This window comes from Citrobacter sp. TBCP-5362, from assembly GCF_005406305.1.
Classification (GTDB): Bacteria; Pseudomonadota; Gammaproteobacteria; order Enterobacterales; family Enterobacteriaceae; genus Citrobacter_B; species Citrobacter_B koseri.
Genome location: NZ_CP040234.1, coordinates 3666223 through 3685977 on the forward strand (window position 1 = coordinate 3666223; position 19755 = coordinate 3685977).

Sequence of the window (19755 nt, forward strand, 5' to 3'; positions counted from 1 at the left end):
CTACATTTGAGCGAGCAGGCCTGATAAGCACAGCGCCATCCGGCAGTCATGAATACTTCTTCGTGCGCCGCGTCGGCGCGGTATTCGCCGGATCGTCCGGCCAGACATGTTTGGGATAACGCCCTTTCATCTCTTTTTGTACCTCGCGGTACGCTCCCTGCCAGAACGCGCTTAAATCGCGCGTAATCTGTAGCGGGCGTTGAGCCGGTGAGAGCAACTCCAGCACCAGCGGCACGCGCCCCTGCGCGATAGCAGGCGTATTTGCTTCGCCAAACATCTCCTGCATTCTGACCGCCAGCGCTGGCGGGTTATCTTCGTGATAACGAATGGCTATCCGGCTTCCCGTCGGCACAGTGTAATGCGCGGGCAGCTCACTATCCAGACGTTGCAGCATAGACCAGTCCAGCAGGCCACGTAACGCCAGGGTAATATTCAGGGCTTTCAGGGCGCGCAGCGTATGAACGCCCGTCATGTGCGGCAGCAGCCAGCTTTCCAGCGTAGCCAGAAGAGAAGCGTCATCAACGGCAGGCCAGTCGTACTCCGGCAACCATTGCGCCGCGCACAGCAGACGCAGGCGGAACTGTTCAGCCTCCGGCGTCCAGTTGAGCACACTTAGCCCTTTATCGCGAATGCCATTGAGCATCGCCTGGTGCAGTTCCTCTTCCGAAGGCTTAGCCAGCGGCTGAACTTTTACCGTCAGTTGCCCGATGCGCATTCGGCGCAGCGCCTTTAACGTTCCCTGCGCGTCGTCCCACTCTACCGTGTCGGACTGCTGCAACAGCGCCGGACATGCCTGAATAAGCGCCTCAATATCCAGCGGTAAAGCCAGCAGAATACGGGCATCCGGCGACGCGCTCCCCTGCAACAGCAACGGTGCGATAAGCCACTCATGGCGACCCAGCGCGTCATCGGCGTCAAGCACCGCGCCCATGCCATTCGCCAGTTGATAGCGCCCTTCCTGACCGCGTCGACGCGCAATACGATCGGCAAACGCCTGCGCAAGCAGCGGCGCCAGCATCGTGCCGTCCACTTCGCCGCCTCGCCCGTTGAGCCGTTTCAGGAGCTGCTGGCTACGCTGCTGCCAGCCCGGTTGCTGGCGCGAAAACGCCACGCTGAGGTCGGTATTGCCCGCGCGTGGCGGCTCCTCCAGAATCGCCGCCAGTTTCGCCGCTGTCGCCTTTTCACTGTCATTGCCGGCGCTGACCAGCATCGCCGCCAGACGGGGGTCGTTGCCAAGCCGCGCCATTTTCTGCCCCGTCGCGCTCAGCCGCTCACCATCCAGCGCATTCAGCATCTGCAACAGCCGCCGGGCTGCCTGCACGTTGGCAGACGGGGGAAGGTCCAGCCAGTTTAGCTGCACGGGATCGCTGCATCCCCATTGCAGCAGCTCCAGCAGTAAACCGGACAGATCGCTTTGTAAAATCTCCGGCTCGCTTTGCGCCGCCGCCCTTTCCGCCTGCTCTTTCGCCAGCAGGTGAACACACACGCCCGGTTCCAGACGCCCGGCGCGTCCGGCTCGCTGCGTCATGGAGGCCTGACTGACGCGCTGGGTAATCAGCCGCGTCAGGCCGGTTCGCACGTCATAGCGCGCCACGCGCTCCTGCGCGCTGTCCACCACCAGACGGATACCCTCGATGGTTAAACTGGTTTCAGCAATATTGGTCGCCAGCACGACTTTGCGCATCCCGCGCGGCGCAGGCAGTATCGCTTTACGCTGCGCCTCCAGAGACAACGCGCCATACAGCGGGCATAACAGCACATCATCCGCCACGCGCGCGGCCAGGTATTCCTGTACGCGCAGAATTTCCCCAACGCCCGGTAAAAACAGCAGCAGAGAGCCGGTTTCGTGACGCAGCAAATCTGCCGTGGCGATGGCCACCGCCTCATCAAAACGCAGTTGGGCCGGAAGTGACTGGTAGCGACGCTCAACGGGCCAGGCACGCCCCTCAGACACCACCTGCGGCGCATCAGGAAGGCGCTGTTGCAGCTTCCCGTTGTCCAGCGTCGCAGACATGATCAGCAGTTTCAGATCGTCACGCAGCCCTTGCTGCACGTCCAGCAGCAGGGCCAGCGCCAGATCCGCCTGCAAACTACGCTCATGAAATTCATCGAGGATCACCAGCCCGACGCCGTTCAGCTCGGGATCGCGCTGGATCATTCTTGTCAGCACCCCTTCCGTCACCACTTCAAGCCGCGTCTGCGGGCCAACACAGCTTTGCGCGCGCATCCGATAACCGACCGTCTCGCCGGGCTTCTCGTTCAGGAGTTCCGCCAGCCGCTGCGCCACATTGCGTGCCGCCAGGCGGCGCGGCTCCAGCAGGATAATTCGCCCCTGAATGCCTTTATGCGTCAGAAACTGCAACGGCAGCCAGGTCGATTTCCCTGCGCCGGTTGGGGCGGTGAGCAAAACCTGGGGCGCGCTTTCAAGCGCGGCAAGTAATTCGGGCAGTACGGCGGCAACGGGCAACGACGTCACAAATGGCTCCAGAGGGTTAACATTCTTCGCGCTGCATTGTAGCATCGCGTTAATTCATAACCGAGTACCCATCATGTCTGAGCCGAAAAGGCTGTTCTTTGCCATTGAATTGCCCGACGAGGTTCGTGAGCAGATCATCGCCTGGCGCGCCGGTCATTTTTCCCCGGACGACGGCAGGCCGGTCGCCGCAGCAAATTTGCACCTGACGCTGGCGTTTTTAGGCGAGGTGAGCGCGAGCAAGCAACAGGCGTTATCACAGCTTGCCGGACGCATCCGTCAGCCAGGCTTTACGCTCAGGCTGGATGACGCGGGCCAGTGGCTACGTTCGCGGGTCGTCTGGCTGGGGACGCGACAGCCGCCGCGCGGGCTGCTGCAACTGGCGAACATGTTACGCGCCCAGGCGGCGCGCAGCGGTTGTTATCAAAGCCCGCAGCCTTTTCATCCGCATATTACGCTGCTGCGTGACGCCAGCCATGCGGTCGCCATTCCAGCGCCGGGTTTTTGCTGGTCGTTTCCGGTCAATGAATTTGCGCTTTATGCCTCGTCGTTCGAACGCGGCCGCACACGTTACACACAACTACAGCGCTGGACGCTTACCGAATAAAATAGTCTGCAAAAGCAGGCTTTAAGGAAATCACATGCAGTTCTCTCCGCCATTACAGCGCGCCACCTTAATTCAGCGCTACAAACGTTTTTTAGCCGATGTCATTACGCCGGACGGCACGGAATTAACGTTACACTGCCCAAATACCGGTGCGATGACCGGATGCGCCACGCCGGGCGATACCGTCTGGTATTCGACATCAGAAAATACTAAACGCAAATATCCGCACACCTGGGAATTAACGCAAACCCGGACAGGCGCACTTATCTGCGTTAACACCCTGTGGGCAAACAGATTAACGAAGGAAGCGATTCAGAATGAGCAGCTTTCAGAACTTTCAGGCTACAGCCTGTTAAAAAGCGAAGTAAAATACGGCGCGGAACGCAGCCGTATTGATTTCATGTTACAGGCAGATTCCCGACCCGACTGCTATATTGAAGTGAAATCGGTCACATTAGCGGAACAAGAGTATGGTTATTTTCCCGATGCCGTCACCTTACGGGGACAAAAACACCTTCGGGAACTGATGAGCGTAGCGGCTGAAGGCCATCGCGCCGTGGTGTTATTCGCGGTGCTGCATTCAGCCATTACACGGTTTTCACCCGCGCGGCATATCGATGCAAAATATGCGCAACTATTGATTGAAGCACAGCTAAAGGGGGTAGAAATTCTGGTTTATAAAGCCGAACTTTCTGCCGAAGGTATGACTCTAAAAGAACCGTTACCCATGACTTTATAATGGCGTAAACAATCGGTTAATTAGTATTCTGGTCGCGTACGCAAATACGCTTTTCCTCACAGGGTTGTCAAGTGTTACGTTTAGATAATTGCTATCCTGAAAAGCATCTGCTATTTATAGCGACCTGATTTTTCCCCCGACAATGGGGATCGATAGTGCGTGTTAAGGAGAAGCAACATGCAAGAAGGGCAAAACCGTAAAACATCGTCCCTGAGTATTCTCGCCATCGCTGGGGTGGAGCCGTACCAGGAGAAACCGGGCGAAGAGTATATGAACGAAGCCCAGCTGTCGCACTTCAAGCGTATTCTTGAAGCATGGCGTAATCAACTCAGGGATGAAGTCGATCGCACTGTGACTCATATGCAGGACGAAGCGGCTAACTTCCCTGATCCGGTTGACCGTGCCGCGCAGGAAGAAGAATTTAGCCTTGAGCTGCGTAACCGCGACCGTGAGCGCAAACTGATCAAAAAGATCGAGAAAACGCTGAAGAAAGTGGAAGACGAAGATTTTGGCTACTGCGAATCCTGCGGTGTCGAAATTGGTATTCGCCGTCTGGAAGCGCGTCCAACAGCCGATCTGTGCATCGACTGCAAAACGCTGGCTGAGATCCGCGAAAAACAAATGGCGGGCTAATCCCGTCAGACCGTAGAACGCCGGATGGCGCTACGCTTATCCTGCCTGGCAACAATTCATAGGCCGGATGAAGGGTTTGCGCCGCCATCCGGCAAAATCCGGGCGGGGTTATCTCCCGCCTTATTCTTTTATATTGTCCACCGGTATGACCAACGCACACTATATTGGCCGCTTCGCCCCGTCCCCCTCTGGCGAGCTGCACTTTGGTTCACTGATCGCCGCCCTCGGTAGTTACCTGCGAGCCCGCTCTCAGCATGGGATCTGGCGAGTACGCATTGAAGATATCGATCCCCCTCGTGAAGTTCCCGGTGCCGCAGAGACAATTCTGCGTCAGCTGGAACATTACGGCCTGCACTGGGATGGCGATATATTGTGGCAGTCCCAACGCCATGACGCCTACCGCGACGCGCTCGCCTGGCTGCGCCAGCAGAATTTAAGCTACTACTGCACCTGCCCGCGCGCGCGCATTCAACGCATCGGCGGCGTTTACGACGGCCATTGCCGAACCTTGCAGCATGGGCCGGAAAATGCCGCCGTGCGGATTAAACAGTTCAGCCCGGTGATGCAATTTCATGACGTGCTGCGCGGTGATATCCAGGCCGACCCGCTGCTGGCGCGCGAGGATTTTATTATTCATCGCCGCGATGGTCTGTTCGCCTATAACCTGGCGGTGGTCGTGGACGATCATTTTCAGGGCGTCACGGAAATCGTGCGCGGCGCGGATTTAATCGAACCCACGGTACGGCAAATTTCGTTGTACCAGCAGTTCGGCTGGCGCGCGCCGGACTATATTCATCTGCCGTTGGCGCTCAACGAACAAGGCGCTAAACTTTCCAAACAGAATCATGCCCCAGCCTTGCCGGAGGGCGATCCACGCCCCGTACTCATTGCCGCGCTGCGCTTTCTGGGCCAGAACGCCACGGCGCAATGGCAGGATATGCATACCGACGAATTATTGCAGTATGCGGTGGATAACTGGACGCTTACGACGGTGCCGGAATCGGCAAGTGTAAATCCAGCATTCTCAAATGCGTCTTGCTGAGCTATGATTAGCCGCTATTTTTACGCAGTAACTTGTCCTGATTGATGTTTGACACTACCGAGGTGCACTATTTTTACCCGAGTCGCTAATTTTTGCCGCAAGGTGCTAAACCGCGAGGAGAGCGAGGCCGAGCTTGCCGTCGCCCGTCCACATATGACGGTAATCCCGCGTGAGCAGCACGCTATTTCCCGCAAAGATATCAGTGAAAATGCTCTGAAAGTAATGTACAGGCTCAATAAAGCGGGATATGAGGCCTGGCTGGTTGGCGGCGGCGTGCGCGATCTTCTGCTCGGCAAAAAACCGAAAGATTTCGATGTCACCACCAACGCAACGCCGGATCAGGTGCGGAAGTTGTTCCGTAACTGTCGTCTGGTGGGTCGCCGTTTCCGTCTGGCGCACGTCATGTTCGGCCCGGAGATTATCGAAGTGGCGACATTTCGTGGTCACCATGAGGGCAACGACAGCGACCGCGCCACCTCCCAGCGCGGGCAAAACGGCATGCTGTTGCGCGATAACATCTTCGGCTCCATTGAAGAAGACGCCCAGCGTCGTGACTTCACCATTAACAGCCTCTATTACAGCGTGGCGGATTTCACCGTGCGCGATTACGTCGGCGGTATGCAGGATCTGAAAGACGGCGTGATTCGCCTGATCGGCAACCCTGAAACGCGTTACCGCGAAGATCCGGTGCGAATGCTGCGTGCAGTCCGTTTCGCCGCAAAACTCGATATGCGCATCAGCCCGGAAACCGCAGAGCCGATTCCGCGCCTGGCGACCTTACTCAACGATATTCCGCCCGCGCGTCTGTTTGAAGAGTCCCTGAAGCTTCTGCAAGCGGGATATGGTTTCGAAACCTACAAAAAGCTGCGTGAATACAGCCTGTTCCAGCCCCTGTTCCCCACCATTACGCGTTATTTCACCGAAAACGGCGACAGCGCGATGGAGCGCATCATTGCGCAGGTGCTGAAAAATACCGATAACCGCATTCATAACGACATGCGCGTTAACCCGGCGTTCTTGTTTGCCGCCATGTTCTGGTATCCGTTGCTGGAAATGGCGCAGAAAATCGCTCAGGAGAGCGGCCTGGCCTATTACGACGCCTTTGCGCTGGCCATGAACGAGGTGCTGGACGAAGCGTGCCGTTCGCTGGCGATCCCGAAACGCCTCACAACGTTAACCCGTGATATCTGGCAACTCCAGTTGCGGATGTCCCGCCGCCAGGGCAAACGCGCCTGGAAGCTGCTGGAGCACCCGAAATTCCGCGCCGCATACGATCTGCTGGCGTTGCGCGCCGAGGTGGAAAACAACGCTGAACTGCAACGTCTGGCGCAGTGGTGGGGCGAGTTCCAGGTTTCAGCGCCGCCCGATCAGAAAGGCATGCTGAATGAGCTGGATGAAGACCCCGCGCCGCGCCGCCGCCATCGTCGTCCGCGTAAACGCGCGCCACGCCGCGAGGGAACCGCGTGACGGTTGCCTATATCGCGCTCGGCAGCAACTTAGCCTCTCCGCTGGAGCAGGTTAATGCTGCCGTGAAGGCTATCGGCGACATCCCGGACAGCCGCATTGTTGCCGTTTCCTCGTTTTACCGCACTCCCCCGCTAGGCCCGCAGGATCAGCCCGACTACCTGAACGCCGCCGTTGCGCTGGAAACCCAACTGGCGCCGGAAGAACTGCTCAACCACACGCAGCGTATTGAGTTACAACAGGGCCGCGTTCGCAAAGCCGAACGCTGGGGACCGCGCACGCTCGATCTCGACATCATGCTGTTTGGTGATGACGTAATAAACACGCCCCGCCTGACGATACCGCACTACGATATGAAAAATCGCGGTTTTATGCTGTGGCCGCTCTTTGAAATCGCCCCCAACCTGGTGTTCCCGGACGGCGTCACGCTGCATCATTACCTCACGCGTCTCGCAGCAGAAAAACCTGCCTACTGGTAAATTGCCCGCCCCTCTTTAGCGTTTACTGCTTTCGGGTTAATCGATTGCTTAAATCCATTGCCCCCATCAATGCTGCTGTTAAAATGCCGGTTAATATGACCTCCACCATCAGGAAACGTTATGAAACCGACGACTATCGCCTTGCTGCAAAAATGTAAGCAAGAGAAAAAGCGCTTCGCGACTATCACCGCCTACGATTACAGCTTCGCCAGACTCTTCGCTGACGAGGGTATCAACGTGATGCTGGTAGGCGACTCGCTGGGCATGACGGTTCAGGGACACGATTCCACCCTGCCTGTTACCGTAGAAGATATCGCTTACCACACGCGTGCGGTGCGCCGTGGCGCGCCTAACTGTCTCCTGCTCTCCGACCTGCCGTTTATGGCCTATGCCACCCCGGAGCAGGCGTTTGAAAACGCCGCCGTGGTGATGCGCGCGGGGGCGAATATGGTCAAAATCGAAGGCGGCGCCTGGCTGGTCGATACGGTAAAAATGCTCACCGAACGCGCGGTGCCGGTGTGCGGCCATCTGGGACTGACGCCGCAGTCCGTCAATATCTTTGGCGGCTATAAGATCCAGGGGCGCGGCGATGCGGGGCAGGTACTGCTGGATGATGCGCTGGCGCTGGAAGCGGCAGGCGCGCAGTTGCTGGTGCTGGAATGCGTGCCGGTTGAGCTTGCTAAACGCGTCACCGAAGCGCTCTCTATTCCGGTCATCGGCATTGGCGCAGGCAACGTAACCGACGGTCAGATCCTGGTGATGCACGACGCCTTCGGCATTACCGGCGGCCACATTCCGAAATTTGCTAAAAATTTCCTGGCGGAAGCAGGCGACATGCGCGCCGCCGTGCGGCAGTATATTGCCGAGGTTGAGTCCAGCGTCTATCCGGGCGAAGAACACAGCTTCCATTAATGGGGTGCTTGTAGGCCGGATAAAACGCCCTGCGTCGCCATCCGGCAAAATGCCTGATGGCGCTACGCTTATCAGGCCTACAAACCACTGTCCATCAGGCAACTTAAGGAGTCTTGTTGTGCTAATTATTGAAACCCTGCCGCTGCTGCGACAGCATATTCGCCGCCTGCGCCAGGACGGTAAACGCATTGCGCTGGTGCCAACGATGGGCAACCTGCACGATGGTCATATGAAACTGGTTGAGGAAGCGAAAGCGCGCGCTGACGTCGTGGTGGTCAGTATTTTCGTGAACCCAATGCAGTTTGACCGCCCGGACGATCTGGTACGCTACCCACGAACGTTGCAGGAAGATTGCGAAAAGCTGAACAAACGCAAAGTGGATTTCGTGTTCGCGCCGGCGCCAGCGGAAATTTACCCGCAAGGCACCGACGGCCAGACTTACGTTGATGTTCCTGGGCTGTCCACCATGCTGGAAGGCGCCAGCCGTCCGGGCCATTTCCGTGGTGTTTCCACCATCGTCAGCAAACTCTTCAATCTCGTCCAGCCGGACATCGCCTGCTTTGGCGAAAAGGACTTCCAGCAACTGGCTTTAATCCGCAAGATGGTGGCCGATATGGGCTACGACATCGAGATCGTCGGCGTACCGATTATTCGCGCCAAAGATGGTTTAGCGCTGAGTTCGCGTAACGGTTACCTGACCGCCGAACAGCGCAAAATTGCTCCCGGCTTAAATAAGGTGATGAACAGCGTCGCCGAGAAATTGCTGGCGGGTAATCGCGATCTGGAAGAGATGATCGCCGTCGCCGAGCAGGAGCTGAATGAAAAAGGCTTCCGCGCCGATGACATTCAGATTCGCGACGCGGACACGCTGCTGGAACTCACCGATAGCAGCAAACGCGCGGTGATCCTGATGGCGGCATGGCTGGGCCAGGCTCGCCTGATCGACAATCAGTCCGTTACATTAACCCAGTAGACAGGGGTTAAAAATCAGGCAATACTGCCTGAGAATTTCCTCAAAGCAGGCTACGCCTGCTTCGTTATCGCTAAGATTTAAAGGTAGAAGTTATGATTCGCACTATGTTGCAGGGCAAACTCCATCGCGTGAAAGTGACTCAGGCGGACCTGCACTACGAAGGTTCCTGCGCCATTGATCAGGATTTTCTGGACGCAGCCGGTATTCTTGAAAACGAAGCCATTGATATCTGGAACGTGACTAACGGCAAGCGCTTCTCAACCTATGCGATTGCCGCCGAGCGTGGTTCCAGAATCATCTCCGTGAACGGCGCAGCGGCGCACTGCGCTGCGGTGGGCGATATCGTGATCATCGCAAGTTTCGTTACCATGTCAGACGAAGAAGCGCGTCGCTGGCAGCCCAACGTCGCCTATTTTGAAGGCGATAATGAAATGAAGCGCACCGCGAAAGCGATCCCGGTACAGGTTGCCTGATATTTCCCAAATATATTATTATATTAATAAAAGGAGCCGAAAAACTTCAGCTCCTTTTATTTTAAATAATTCCGGCCTTTCTTATCAGGACAACTAATAATATTAGTTGTGGCGTTATCAGAAAATTTAAACAAACGTCCAACAATCCATCGTTATATTTATTTATATCATTAAATTCTTTTCCTCACAAATTCATCAGATGAATAACCAAAAATAAAAACACTTACCTTTCAACGAAATAACCATCAGTTAAGTTTACTTAAACACCATTTAAGTAAAGATAATTACAATTATCAATAAATATTTTCCTATACTCCGCAAAGTTAATGTAATTCCCGGCCGGCCTTTACGCTTAACAGACGAAGTACTTTTTCTAAAAACGTAAAGTACACTTATTATCTAATACGGATGTTTACCAAAATGGCATTGAAAAAATACGCATTAGCTGCGGCAGTTCTGGCAACTATTTCCAGTTCAGCATTCGCAGCAGACGCGGATCGTGGCACCATCACCTTCCACGGCCTGGTCACCCCGAATACCTGTAACATCACGCTGAAAGATGATCCACTGAGCTCCCAGACAACTAAAGACTTCAACGTCACTCTGCCGACCGTGTCAGTAGAAGACTTCACCCCAGGTACTGCTGCCGACGTTAACAGCACCCTGGGCCAGGCTAAGTTCGCGCTGTCTATTTCCTGTGCGGATACTGAGTTGCAGTCTGCTGATGCGCAGTTTGATTCCTGGGGCGGTTCTTCCGCAAACAACGAAGGCGCGCTGGTTCCACCAACTGGCCTGCAAGGTTCAGCAACCAACGTAAGCCTGGTTCTGCACAACGATGGCAACACGAAGACCGATCTGATCAAAATCGATCATCCTAACAACACTCAGTCAACCACGCTGACTGATGGCAAAGGCGAACTGAACTACACCGTCGCTTATATGGGCCCGGCTACTGGCGTAACCAGCGGTTCCGTGCAGGCACAGGTTGCCTTCACCATGAACTACCAATAAGCAACAGGACTGTCGTTCTTCATCCTCTGGCTTAAGCCAGAGGATGTTTTCGTTACATCCAACAGGGAGTGGATAGCATCATGTTCAGCCTGACGTTAAAAACCGGATTAAAAACCCTCACCGCCGCCATGATCGGTGTCGCCTCTTTTCAGGCATGCGCCGACGTGGTTATCTCCGGCACACGCATCGTATATCAACAATCCATGAAAGATGTGATTGTGAACCTGGATAACCGAGGCAAAAACCCGCTGTTACTTCAGATCTGGCTGGATGACGGGAGCCCGAACGTTAACCCGCAGGAATTAAAACTGCCTTTTGTCATTACCCCGCCCATTTCACGCATCGATCCAGGGAAAGGCCAGTCTGTGCGTGTGACATATTTACAGCAGCCGCTGCCGCAGGATCGGGAATCCTTATTCTGGTTTAACGTGCTGGAAATCCCCAAAAAAGCAACGGCGAAAGACGGCGAAAGCCAGAACCAACTGCAACTCGCTTTCCGTACCCGTATTAAGCTATTTTTCCGCCCGGACGGCTTAAAAGGCACCCCGGGTGAGGCGATGAAGCAGGTTAAATGGTCGCAAACGCGCCAGGGCAACACCCTGTCTTTAGTTGGCCGTAACGACTCGCCCTATAACGTTTCACTCTCCAGCGCAACGTTTAAGGTCGGCGCCAAAGAGTATGAAATTGACAGTAAGTCGATTAAGCCGTTCTCCAGCGAAACCATGACGGTTAAAGGATTAACGAATAACGCCAGCGGAGAAGTGGTGTATATCGCTATCAATGATTTTGGCGGAACGGAAAAACTCACCGCCAACGTTAATTAATAAATTAAAAATATATTTTTTCTTCTTATATAACGGCAACCCGCTTTAATCGACTGGACTTGTTATGATTTTTCGACGATCTCTATTATGTCTCGCCATTAGTGCGGCATTGCCGTTCTCTGTTCATGCGACGGGAAATACGCCTGCACAGTCCTCTGCTCCCGACTCAGAGGAAATGGTAGAGTTTAACGATCAATTCCTGCTGAATATGGGGAGTGCAGTCGATGTAAGCCGTTATGCTCAGGGTAATCCAATATTACCGGGAACCTACCGGGCGAAAATAAGCCTGAACGGTGAAAATAAATCGACGCAAAACATCGAATTTAAAGATAACGGAACGCCACGCGCCACGCCGTGTATTACCGCATTGTTGCTGAAACAAGCGGGCGTTGATAGTAGTGTGCTGGGGAATACTATTTCCGACGATGATACAACCTGTATTGATATCAAAAAATATTACCCCCACTCGTCGGTGAATTTCGATACCTCAAAACTTACCCTGGAATTGACGATGCCGCAGCTTTACGTTCTCAAACGCCCGGCGGGATATGTCGATCCATCATTATGGGATGCAGGTATTCCGGCGGCGTTGCTGTCGTACAACCTCAACGCCTGGCATAGCGAAAGCGATGGCAATAATTCCGACACGGCTTACGCCGGTCTGCAATATGGGCTGAATTTGGGCGCATGGCGGCTGCGCTCCCGCGGCACCTACAACTGGGATAAAGACAACGGTTCAGATTACTCCAGCCAGGACATTTACCTCCAGCGCGACATTCCGGCGTTAACCGCGCAGGTTGTGGCGGGCGAAACCTACACCAACGGCGACACCTTCGACTCCGTCAGCCTGCGCGGGATGCGCCTGTACAGCGACGATCGCATGCGCCCGGAAGGCCGTACCAACTACTCACCGGTCATTCGTGGCGTCGCCAACAGCAACGCCAAAGTCACCGTCATGCAAAGCGGCAGCAAAATTTATGAAACCACCGTACCGCCAGGCCCGTTTGAACTGAGCGATCTCAGCACCACCGGCTACGGTAACGATCTACAGGTGACTGTAGAAGAGTCTGACGGCAGCAAGAGAACCTTCACGGTTCCTTTTTCCTCGGTTACGCAGATGATGCGTCCGGGAACCTCACGCTGGGAGTTTGGCGCGGGCGAACTGAACGACGATTCGCTGCATGACAGACCGAACATTGGTTACGCCACCTGGTATTACGGTCTCAACAACACCTTTACCGGCTACGCGGGCGTGCAGTACAGCGACATGGATTTTTACGCCGGTTTGCTTGGCGTGGCGATGAACACCGCGATCGGCGCCTTCGCGTTAGACGTCACGCAGTCACATGCACAAATTGACGAGCTGGGGACGCTGACCGGCCAAAGCTATCGCCTGACGTACAGCAAGGTCATCGAAACCACCGACACCTCATTCAATGTGGCGGCATACCGTTTCTCGACGGAAGACTACCTCAGCTTGCGGGACGCCGCCGCGCTACAGGACGACGTGAAATACGGCAGCTATAAGAATCAGTCATATGAGTCCAGCGACGAACTCTATTCTGACTATCAGCGTATGAAAAACCAGTTTCAGATTAGCGTCAGTCAACCGCTGGCGTTCAATGGTGAAAACTACGGCTCGCTCTATGTCACCGGCACCTGGGAAGACTACTGGAATGAGAGTGGTTCCACCTCAAACTACAGCGCAGGTTACAGCAATGACTTCCGCTATGGCAGCTACAGCATCTCGCTCCAGCGTACCTATGATGAAGATGGCGAAAAAGATGACAGCGTTTATCTCAACGTCAGCATTCCGTTAAGCACGTTCTCCAGTGAACGTAAAAATATTGCCGGTTTTAACAACGTCAATATGAGCGCGCGTACGGATATGGAAGGCAGCGCCAACTTTAACAACACCGCCAGCGGTAATACTGAAGACGGTAAGATTAACTACTCCATCAGTACGGCAAGCAATACCGGTGATTATGGCGATTTGAATCAGATCAGCGGTTACGGCTCGTGGAGCAGTCCGTATGGCCCCCTGTCAGTCTCTACCTCTTTTAGCGATGACAGCAGCAAACAATATTCCGCCAACTATAGCGGCGGCATGGTGGTTCACACTGGCGGCCTGACGATGGCGCCAGGAACGTTAAGTGACACCGGCCCCATCATTCTGGTTCATGCCAGCGGCGCAAAAGGCGCGCAGCTCGGTTACGGCAAAGGTGAAATAGGTCGTTCAGGATACGCGATTATGCCGTATGCCTCGGCTTACCGTGAGAACCGCGTTGGGCTGAATATCAGTTCTCTGGACGCCGACGTCGAGGTCAAAAACACCAGTGAAACCATCGTCCCGCGTGATGGCGCCGTGGTGCTGGTCAACTTCGAAACCGACGAAGGTCGTTCTCTCATCCTTGAACTTCTACGCAACGATAAAGGCTTTATTCCACTCGGCGCAGACGTCCTGACCGATAAAGGCGAGCTGGTCGGCGCCGTCGGTCAGGCCGGGCAGGCTTATGTGCGCGGCGTAGAAGATCAGGGCACCCTGCGAGTTGTCTGGGGTAAAGAAGCAGGTAGCGCCTGTACGGTGAATTATCACATTACCGACAGCGCACAAAAGGCAGGATTAACCACAATCCTGAACAATCAACTCTGTCATATGCAATAAGTTATTTTTCTACAGGGAGTTCCCTTAATGACTTTAAAAAGTAATAAATATCTCCGCAGTTTACCTGTCGCTATGTTAGCGCTGGCGGTGTGTTCATCCGTTCATGCAGACAACGGCGACAGCATCGACATTACCTTCCGAGCCAATATCCGGGACACAACCTGTGATATGACGATTAATGACTCGGACAGTAGCTCCACCATCATCATCGGCGCCGACGGCAAAGTGTCGCTGGGCGATATCATTAAATACCAGACCAGCGAGGCAGCGTCAGGGCCAACGATGGCGCAATTCGCCCTGAAAATTAAAAACTGCCCGGAATCCGTAACCGGAATTAAAGCCTCCATCAGCGGCACGACCTCCGGTTACGACAGCGGTACGCCGAAAACCATCCTCCTCCCCGGTACGGGTGAGACAGGCCCCACCGGGGTTGGCCTGAAATTCTCTCGTGTCAGTGCACCAACCAGCTATTTTGCTATTTTTGCCAACGAAACGGAGACCTCAGATAACGATGCCGAGGTGATTAAATGGAGTCCTGCTGAAATAGACAGCAAACAGGTCGACCTTGTGGCGCGTCTGGTGACGACAAGGATCTCCGGTACAACCCCGGCGGTTGGCGCCTTCCAGGCAACAGCAACCTTTAACTTTAGCTATGAATAATTCCTGCGATATAACGGAGCATCATAATGAAATCTAATTCTCTTTTTCTCGCGCTGGCGGTAGCTGGTGGATTATTCAGCGGCCTGACCCACGCCGCCCCGGTGACAGGCACCAATCAGTTGCAGGCTATCTTTACCACTGAGATCCTCCCCGGCACCTGTAACACCCAGGTGACGGATGCAGATGGCCCGACCAGCACGATTGACTTCGGCGATCTGTATAAGAACGAAGTCGGTACGCGTACCGAATCCTTTAATATCGCACTGACCGAATGCGCGGGCGTGTTAACCACAACCGTGGCGGCTCAGCCAGGGGCGGGCAATACCTGTTCCGGCGACTCCTACGCGACAACAGGCGCCACGAATACCGCCGTTGAGATCTGGGAAACCGCCGCAGACTCAGGCACCCAGTTAGCCTGCCAGACGGGCAACCCTTCGAATGTACTGACGCATTCGTTTGGTTCGAAGAATATGAACCAGAGCTACACCTATCCTCTGGTGGCTCGCTGGGTCGTTGCGAACGGTAAAACAGCCGCTGATATCACAACAGGTGAAGCGACGTCGCTTATCACCTTTTTAGTCACCTACCAGTAATGTAGCCAGCGGGCAACTATGCGACAGACACTATTTTTTATGCGATTTACTTTCGCCCTGCTGGTGGGCCTGGCAGGACTGTGGCCTGTCGTCAGTCAGGCTGACGACAGCGGAATGGACGTCAATTTTAAGGCGAAGATTCTGGCCAATACCTGCCAAGTAAGCCTGGAAAATGGCGGTAATGTCGAGTTGCCAACCGTCACGCGCAGTTGGTTTTACAATACGGACAACAGCGATCGCCTGCGGCCGGAAACGGACGCTGGCGGTACAACGTTTACCATTCAGGTTGTCAACTGCGACGTGCCGCCAGCAGGAAGCGAAGGAAGCCAGCAGCTTCATTTTCGATTTGAACCGCAATTCGGTATAAACCCCGACAACAGCCAGGTATTTATCAATAACGCGGTCAGCGATCAGGCCAGAAATGTCGGTGTGGTTGTTTTTTCCGCCACACACCACACGAACGTATTGAATAGCGATGGCAGTTCCGACGTAGCGTATGACCTTAGCGGGCAAGCGGCACCGCTCTTTCCAGCAGATTATGTGTTTTACGCCCGCTACCAGAACACGGGCGATGTCGGCAACGGACTGGTGACCAGCAATGTGGTGGTCAATGTAACCTATCAGTAAAGGGATTTATGATGAAATTACGCTATTTACTGCCGCTATTATTTTGCGTGCTCTCCATTTTCGCCAGGCAAGCGTTAGCAGACACCGCATGTCATTTTACGACACAGCAGGCCAGTATACCTGCTTTCTGGACTGCCAGAACGCTCATCGGCCCCATCGGAGGCATCGATACGCCGCTCATCATTATGAACCCTCAGTCTATGGAGGGTGATTTCCCTTTATTCCAGGGAGCGGCGCCCATCACATGCGGAGGTAATGGGAGCAATGCCGTAACGTTGACCGGCCCTACCGACGCCAATTTGTGGGATCAATATACCACTCAGGGGTCAGATGGCCCTACCGGGCTGCTCAAAACCTCGATTCCCGGCATTGTTTACACCTATTCCGTGAGGTGTGTCGGGAACTGCCACAACGGCAACAACACTAACGATCTGGATTTAAACCTGCCGCTGCCCGGAGGAACGTCAACCTTCCCAAGCCATGGCGATGCCCCCTGGACGGGGCCGAGCGCAACACGCAACTGGGATATCTTCGTCACGATGTATCAGACGCCAGACTACCACCCCCGAAATGGTCAGACGGACGGGAACGCGCTGCCAGGGAAAATAGGTACTCTGCACATAGGAGATGCCGGGCAAAACGATCTCGACCTTATGATGAGTGGAGCATCGATGGCGTTTTCCGTCATGGAGCCGACCTGCCAGGGGATGGGGATAAATAATGACGAATACGATCGGGACGTGGATTTTGGCGACTTTTACCGTTCCGATTTCGAAAAAACGGGCGAGTCGGTAGAAAAGCCGTTTACGTTTAACTTATTCCGCTGCTCATTGACGACCGTTACCGTCACCCTGACCGGCAATCATGGCGCAGACAATACGATTCTCACCAACTCTTCAGGGAGCGCCGAGGGCGTGGGCGTAAAAATTCGTTCCATTATCAATAACAACACACAAACAATGAAGGTAGACGGTTCGGAGCATGTCGGTATCACCTACAGCGGAAATCGTGAGTGGTATCATGAATCTATTGGTCTGGATTTCACCGGGCAGTTAATCAAAATCGGTACAATTAAAGCCGGCACTTTTGAAACCGTCGGTACTTTCACCCTCAGCTACGAATAACGTTCCCTGCGGCTGACTGCCTGTCAGCCGCATCATCGCCTCCACGAATTGACCGTCAGTACGCGTACAAATCATGCTTCAGCACAAAAGGCGGATTTTTTTGCTGTTGATGCCAGAGACTGGTGACATCGGGCGCGCCGAGGGAAACAATGGTGTCACGGAACGCCGCGCTGCTCATGGATTCCCGTGCGGCAAGCATTTCTTCAAGCAATGAATACGTCACACCGGCAATCACTTCGCAGCCGGAATGTTTATGGCTCATCAGCGACGCCACACGATAAGGTGCGGCGCCGGACGTGTCCGTTAAAAAGATCACCCCATCGCCGGAATCCGCCTGGTGTAATGCTTCACACATCATACGGCTGAGCATATTGGTACTCAGACCGCGCCAGAAGTTCACCGCCCGGCACTGCGCCAGCGGGCCATGTTTTTCTTCCAGACGATCCTGTAGCTCCTGCGCGCGATCGTCATGACAGGTAATCACCCAACCCAACATAGCCTACCTCCTTAGCAAGCAAGTAGTTTATCAGTGTGATAAATGAGTAAGGGTGATAAACGTCAAAGTCTGCCCCTCCCCCGGCGGAGGAGAGGAAAAACATTACGTGCGCAAGCCGCGTCCGCGCTGGATTAAGTACCAGCACAGCAGGTAAAACGCCAGGATAAACACGGCCAGCACGCCGAACGTAGTGACCAGAGGTACATCGTGAATGCCCAGGAAACCATAGCGGAAGCCGCTGATCATGTAGACAATCGGGTTCAGATGCGACAATCCTTGCCAGAACGGCGGTAGCAGCGTCAGGGAATAAAACACCCCGCCCAGGTAGGTGAGCGGCGTCAGCACGAACGTCGGGATCAGGCTGATATCATCAAAGGTTTTCGCAAAGACCGAGTTCAGCAGCCCTGCCAGCGAAAACAGCACCGCCGTCAGCACCAGCGTTAACGCCACGAACACCCAGGAGTGTACCTGGAACGGCACAAAGAACAGCGAAATCACCGTAACCAGAACCCCTACGCACAGCCCGCGCGCCACGCCGCCGCCAATATATCCGACGATAATGACGTGCGTCGGGACAGGCGCCACCAGCAGCTCTTCAATGTTGCGCTGGAATTTGGCGCTAAAGAAGGATGAGGCCACATTGGCATATGCGTTGGTGATCACCGCCATCATGATTAAGCCCGGCACGATAAACTGCATATAGCTAAAACCGTGCATCTCGCCAATGCGTGAGCCGATCAGATTACCGAAGATAATAAAATAGAGCGTCATGGTGATGACCGGCGGCACCAGCGTCTGCACCCAGATACGCATAAAGCGGTTAATCTCTTTCGCCCAGATGCTTTTCAGCGCGACCCAATACAGCTGCATCATCCGCGATCTCCTTTTTTATCATGCACCAGAGAGACAAACAGTTCTTCCAGGCGGTTTGCCTTGTTACGCATACTGAGAACCTGAACGCCCTGGCTGCTCAGTTGCGAAAAGACGCTATTGATGCCCTGTTCCCGCAATACTTCGACCTCCAGCGTCGAGGTATCCACCAGACGGTACTGATAGCCTTCCAGCCTCGGCAGCGGGCTTTTCGCCGCCAGATCGAGAATAAACGTCTCGGATTTCAGCTTAGAGAGCAGATTTTTCATTGAGGTGTTTTCCACCAGCGCGCCGTGCTGAATGATACCGATGTTGCGACACAGCATTTCCGCTTCTTCAAGATAGTGCGTCGTCAGGATAATCGTGGTGCCTTTGTCGTTTAAATCCTTCAAAAAGCCCCACATTGAGCGGCGAAGTTCAATATCCACCCCTGCGGTGGGTTCATCCAGAATCAACAGTTTCGGCTCATGCATCAGCGCCCGGGCGATCATCAAACGACGCTTCATCCCGCCGGAGAGCATACGCGCACGTTCGTTACGTTTTTCCCACAGATCGAGTTGTTTCAGATACTTTTCGCTGCGCGCAACGGCTTCTTTACGCTCAACGCCGTAGTACCCCGCCTGATTGACGACGATCTGCTGGACGGTTTCAAACGGGTTGAAGTTAAATTCCTGCGGCACCAGGCCAAGCTGGCGTTTGGCGTTGACCACATCTTTTTCAAGGTCGTAACCAAAGACGCAGACGCGCCCGGAGGTTTTGTTAACCAGCGAGCTGATAATGCCAATGGTGGTTGATTTCCCCGCCCCGTTTGGCCCCAGAAGCGCATAAAAATCACCCGCCTCAACCTGCAAATCGATCCCACGGAGCGCCTGAACGCCGCCCGGATACGTTTTTTTAAGTTGCTGAAGTTCCAGTGCAATGGTCATGAATTTTTACTTACCTTACGTTCTTACACTTTATTTACACTCTAAATAATTCGAGTTGCAGGAAGGCGGCAACGCAGTGAATCCCCGGAAGCTTACACCAGTAAGTGACCGGGGTGAGCGAGGAAGCCAACGCACCTGCAACGTGAAGAATGACGAGTATATGG

Annotated in this window: 20 protein-coding genes; 16 read left to right on the forward strand and 4 right to left on the reverse strand. The window is 54.4% G+C overall.

The annotated features are described in order from the left end of the window. Positions 1–46: 46 nt before the first annotated feature. Complete coding sequence (gene hrpB / locus FD428_RS17500) at positions 47–2476, reverse strand: ATP-dependent helicase HrpB (RefSeq protein WP_151228657.1); 2430 nt, start codon at positions 2474–2476, stop codon at positions 47–49. A 73-nt stretch (positions 2477–2549) separates the two neighbouring features. Between hrpB and thpR the strand changes: the two genes are divergently transcribed. The 16 genes from thpR to FD428_RS17580 all read left to right on the forward strand — a co-directional run bounded on the left by thpR (position 2550) and on the right by FD428_RS17580 (position 17299). After that, a complete protein-coding gene (thpR, locus tag FD428_RS17505; RefSeq protein ID WP_114847945.1) occupies positions 2550–3080 on the forward strand; it encodes an RNA 2',3'-cyclic phosphodiesterase in 531 nt (176 codons plus the stop codon). Between the two features lie 34 nt (positions 3081–3114). Continuing rightward, on the forward strand, positions 3115–3819 hold the full coding sequence (gene sfsA, locus FD428_RS17510) for a DNA/RNA nuclease SfsA (RefSeq protein WP_012134013.1): 705 nt from the start codon (positions 3115–3117) through the stop codon (positions 3817–3819). 177 nt (positions 3820–3996) lie between these two features. Continuing rightward, positions 3997–4452 (forward strand): RNA polymerase-binding protein DksA, encoded by a 456-nt coding sequence (gene dksA, locus FD428_RS17515; RefSeq protein ID WP_001155232.1) that lies wholly within the window; start codon positions 3997–3999, stop codon positions 4450–4452. Positions 4453–4597: 145 nt separating this feature from the next. Further along, positions 4598–5494, forward strand: coding sequence for a tRNA glutamyl-Q(34) synthetase GluQRS (gluQRS, locus tag FD428_RS17520; protein WP_012134014.1), 897 nt, complete (start codon positions 4598–4600; stop codon positions 5492–5494). Between the two features lie 69 nt (positions 5495–5563). After that, a complete protein-coding gene (gene pcnB, locus FD428_RS17525) occupies positions 5564–6961 on the forward strand; it encodes a polynucleotide adenylyltransferase PcnB (RefSeq protein WP_204267647.1) in 1398 nt (465 codons plus the stop codon). Next, the gene (gene folK / locus FD428_RS17530) at positions 6958–7437 is read left to right on the forward strand and encodes a 2-amino-4-hydroxy-6-hydroxymethyldihydropteridine diphosphokinase (protein WP_114847946.1); all 480 of its coding nucleotides are present in this window, start codon (positions 6958–6960) and stop codon (positions 7435–7437) included. The genes pcnB and folK overlap by 4 nt, the downstream gene beginning before the upstream one ends. A gap of 120 nt (positions 7438–7557) precedes the next feature. After that, positions 7558–8349 (forward strand): 3-methyl-2-oxobutanoate hydroxymethyltransferase, encoded by a 792-nt coding sequence (gene panB / locus FD428_RS17535; protein ID WP_012134017.1) that lies wholly within the window; start codon positions 7558–7560, stop codon positions 8347–8349. A gap of 118 nt (positions 8350–8467) precedes the next feature. Further along, positions 8468–9322 carry a pantoate--beta-alanine ligase gene (gene panC, locus FD428_RS17540; RefSeq protein WP_024130695.1) on the forward strand — a complete coding sequence of 285 codons (855 nt, stop codon included), beginning with the start codon at positions 8468–8470 and terminating at the stop codon, positions 9320–9322. Between the two features lie 92 nt (positions 9323–9414). After that, the gene (gene panD, locus FD428_RS17545; RefSeq protein ID WP_012134019.1) at positions 9415–9795 is read left to right on the forward strand and encodes an aspartate 1-decarboxylase; all 381 of its coding nucleotides are present in this window, start codon (positions 9415–9417) and stop codon (positions 9793–9795) included. A 420-nt stretch (positions 9796–10215) separates the two neighbouring features. Then, positions 10216–10806 carry a fimbrial protein gene (locus tag FD428_RS17550; RefSeq protein WP_024130696.1) on the forward strand — a complete coding sequence of 197 codons (591 nt, stop codon included), beginning with the start codon at positions 10216–10218 and terminating at the stop codon, positions 10804–10806. Positions 10807–10886: 80 nt separating this feature from the next. Beyond that, entirely contained in the window at positions 10887–11630 is a 744-nt protein-coding gene (locus FD428_RS17555; RefSeq protein WP_114847947.1) for a fimbrial chaperone, read from the forward strand. Positions 11631–11694: 64 nt separating this feature from the next. Then, positions 11695–14295 (forward strand): outer membrane usher protein, encoded by a 2601-nt coding sequence (locus FD428_RS17560; protein WP_024130698.1) that lies wholly within the window; start codon positions 11695–11697, stop codon positions 14293–14295. Between the two features lie 27 nt (positions 14296–14322). After that, positions 14323–14955 carry a fimbrial protein gene (locus tag FD428_RS17565; RefSeq protein ID WP_071257592.1) on the forward strand — a complete coding sequence of 211 codons (633 nt, stop codon included), beginning with the start codon at positions 14323–14325 and terminating at the stop codon, positions 14953–14955. Positions 14956–14981: 26 nt separating this feature from the next. Then, complete coding sequence (locus FD428_RS17570; RefSeq protein ID WP_012134024.1) at positions 14982–15548, forward strand: fimbrial protein; 567 nt, start codon at positions 14982–14984, stop codon at positions 15546–15548. Between the two features lie 18 nt (positions 15549–15566). After that, on the forward strand, positions 15567–16175 hold the full coding sequence (locus tag FD428_RS17575; protein ID WP_012134025.1) for a fimbrial-like protein: 609 nt from the start codon (positions 15567–15569) through the stop codon (positions 16173–16175). 8 nt (positions 16176–16183) lie between these two features. Then, the gene (locus tag FD428_RS17580; RefSeq protein WP_114847948.1) at positions 16184–17299 is read left to right on the forward strand and encodes a fimbrial protein; all 1116 of its coding nucleotides are present in this window, start codon (positions 16184–16186) and stop codon (positions 17297–17299) included. Positions 17300–17354: 55 nt separating this feature from the next. Here FD428_RS17580 and FD428_RS17585 read toward each other — a convergent pair whose 3' ends face one another. The 3 genes from FD428_RS17585 to FD428_RS17595 all read right to left on the reverse strand — a co-directional run bounded on the left by FD428_RS17585 (position 17355) and on the right by FD428_RS17595 (position 19591). Further along, positions 17355–17795, reverse strand: coding sequence for a PTS sugar transporter subunit IIA (locus FD428_RS17585; protein ID WP_012134027.1), 441 nt, complete (start codon positions 17793–17795; stop codon positions 17355–17357). Positions 17796–17897: 102 nt separating this feature from the next. Further along, a complete protein-coding gene (locus FD428_RS17590) occupies positions 17898–18668 on the reverse strand; it encodes an ABC transporter permease (RefSeq protein WP_012134028.1) in 771 nt (256 codons plus the stop codon). Then, the gene (locus tag FD428_RS17595) at positions 18665–19591 is read right to left on the reverse strand and encodes an ABC transporter ATP-binding protein (protein ID WP_012134029.1); all 927 of its coding nucleotides are present in this window, start codon (positions 19589–19591) and stop codon (positions 18665–18667) included. The genes FD428_RS17590 and FD428_RS17595 overlap by 4 nt, the downstream gene beginning before the upstream one ends. Positions 19592–19755 lie beyond the last annotated feature (164 nt).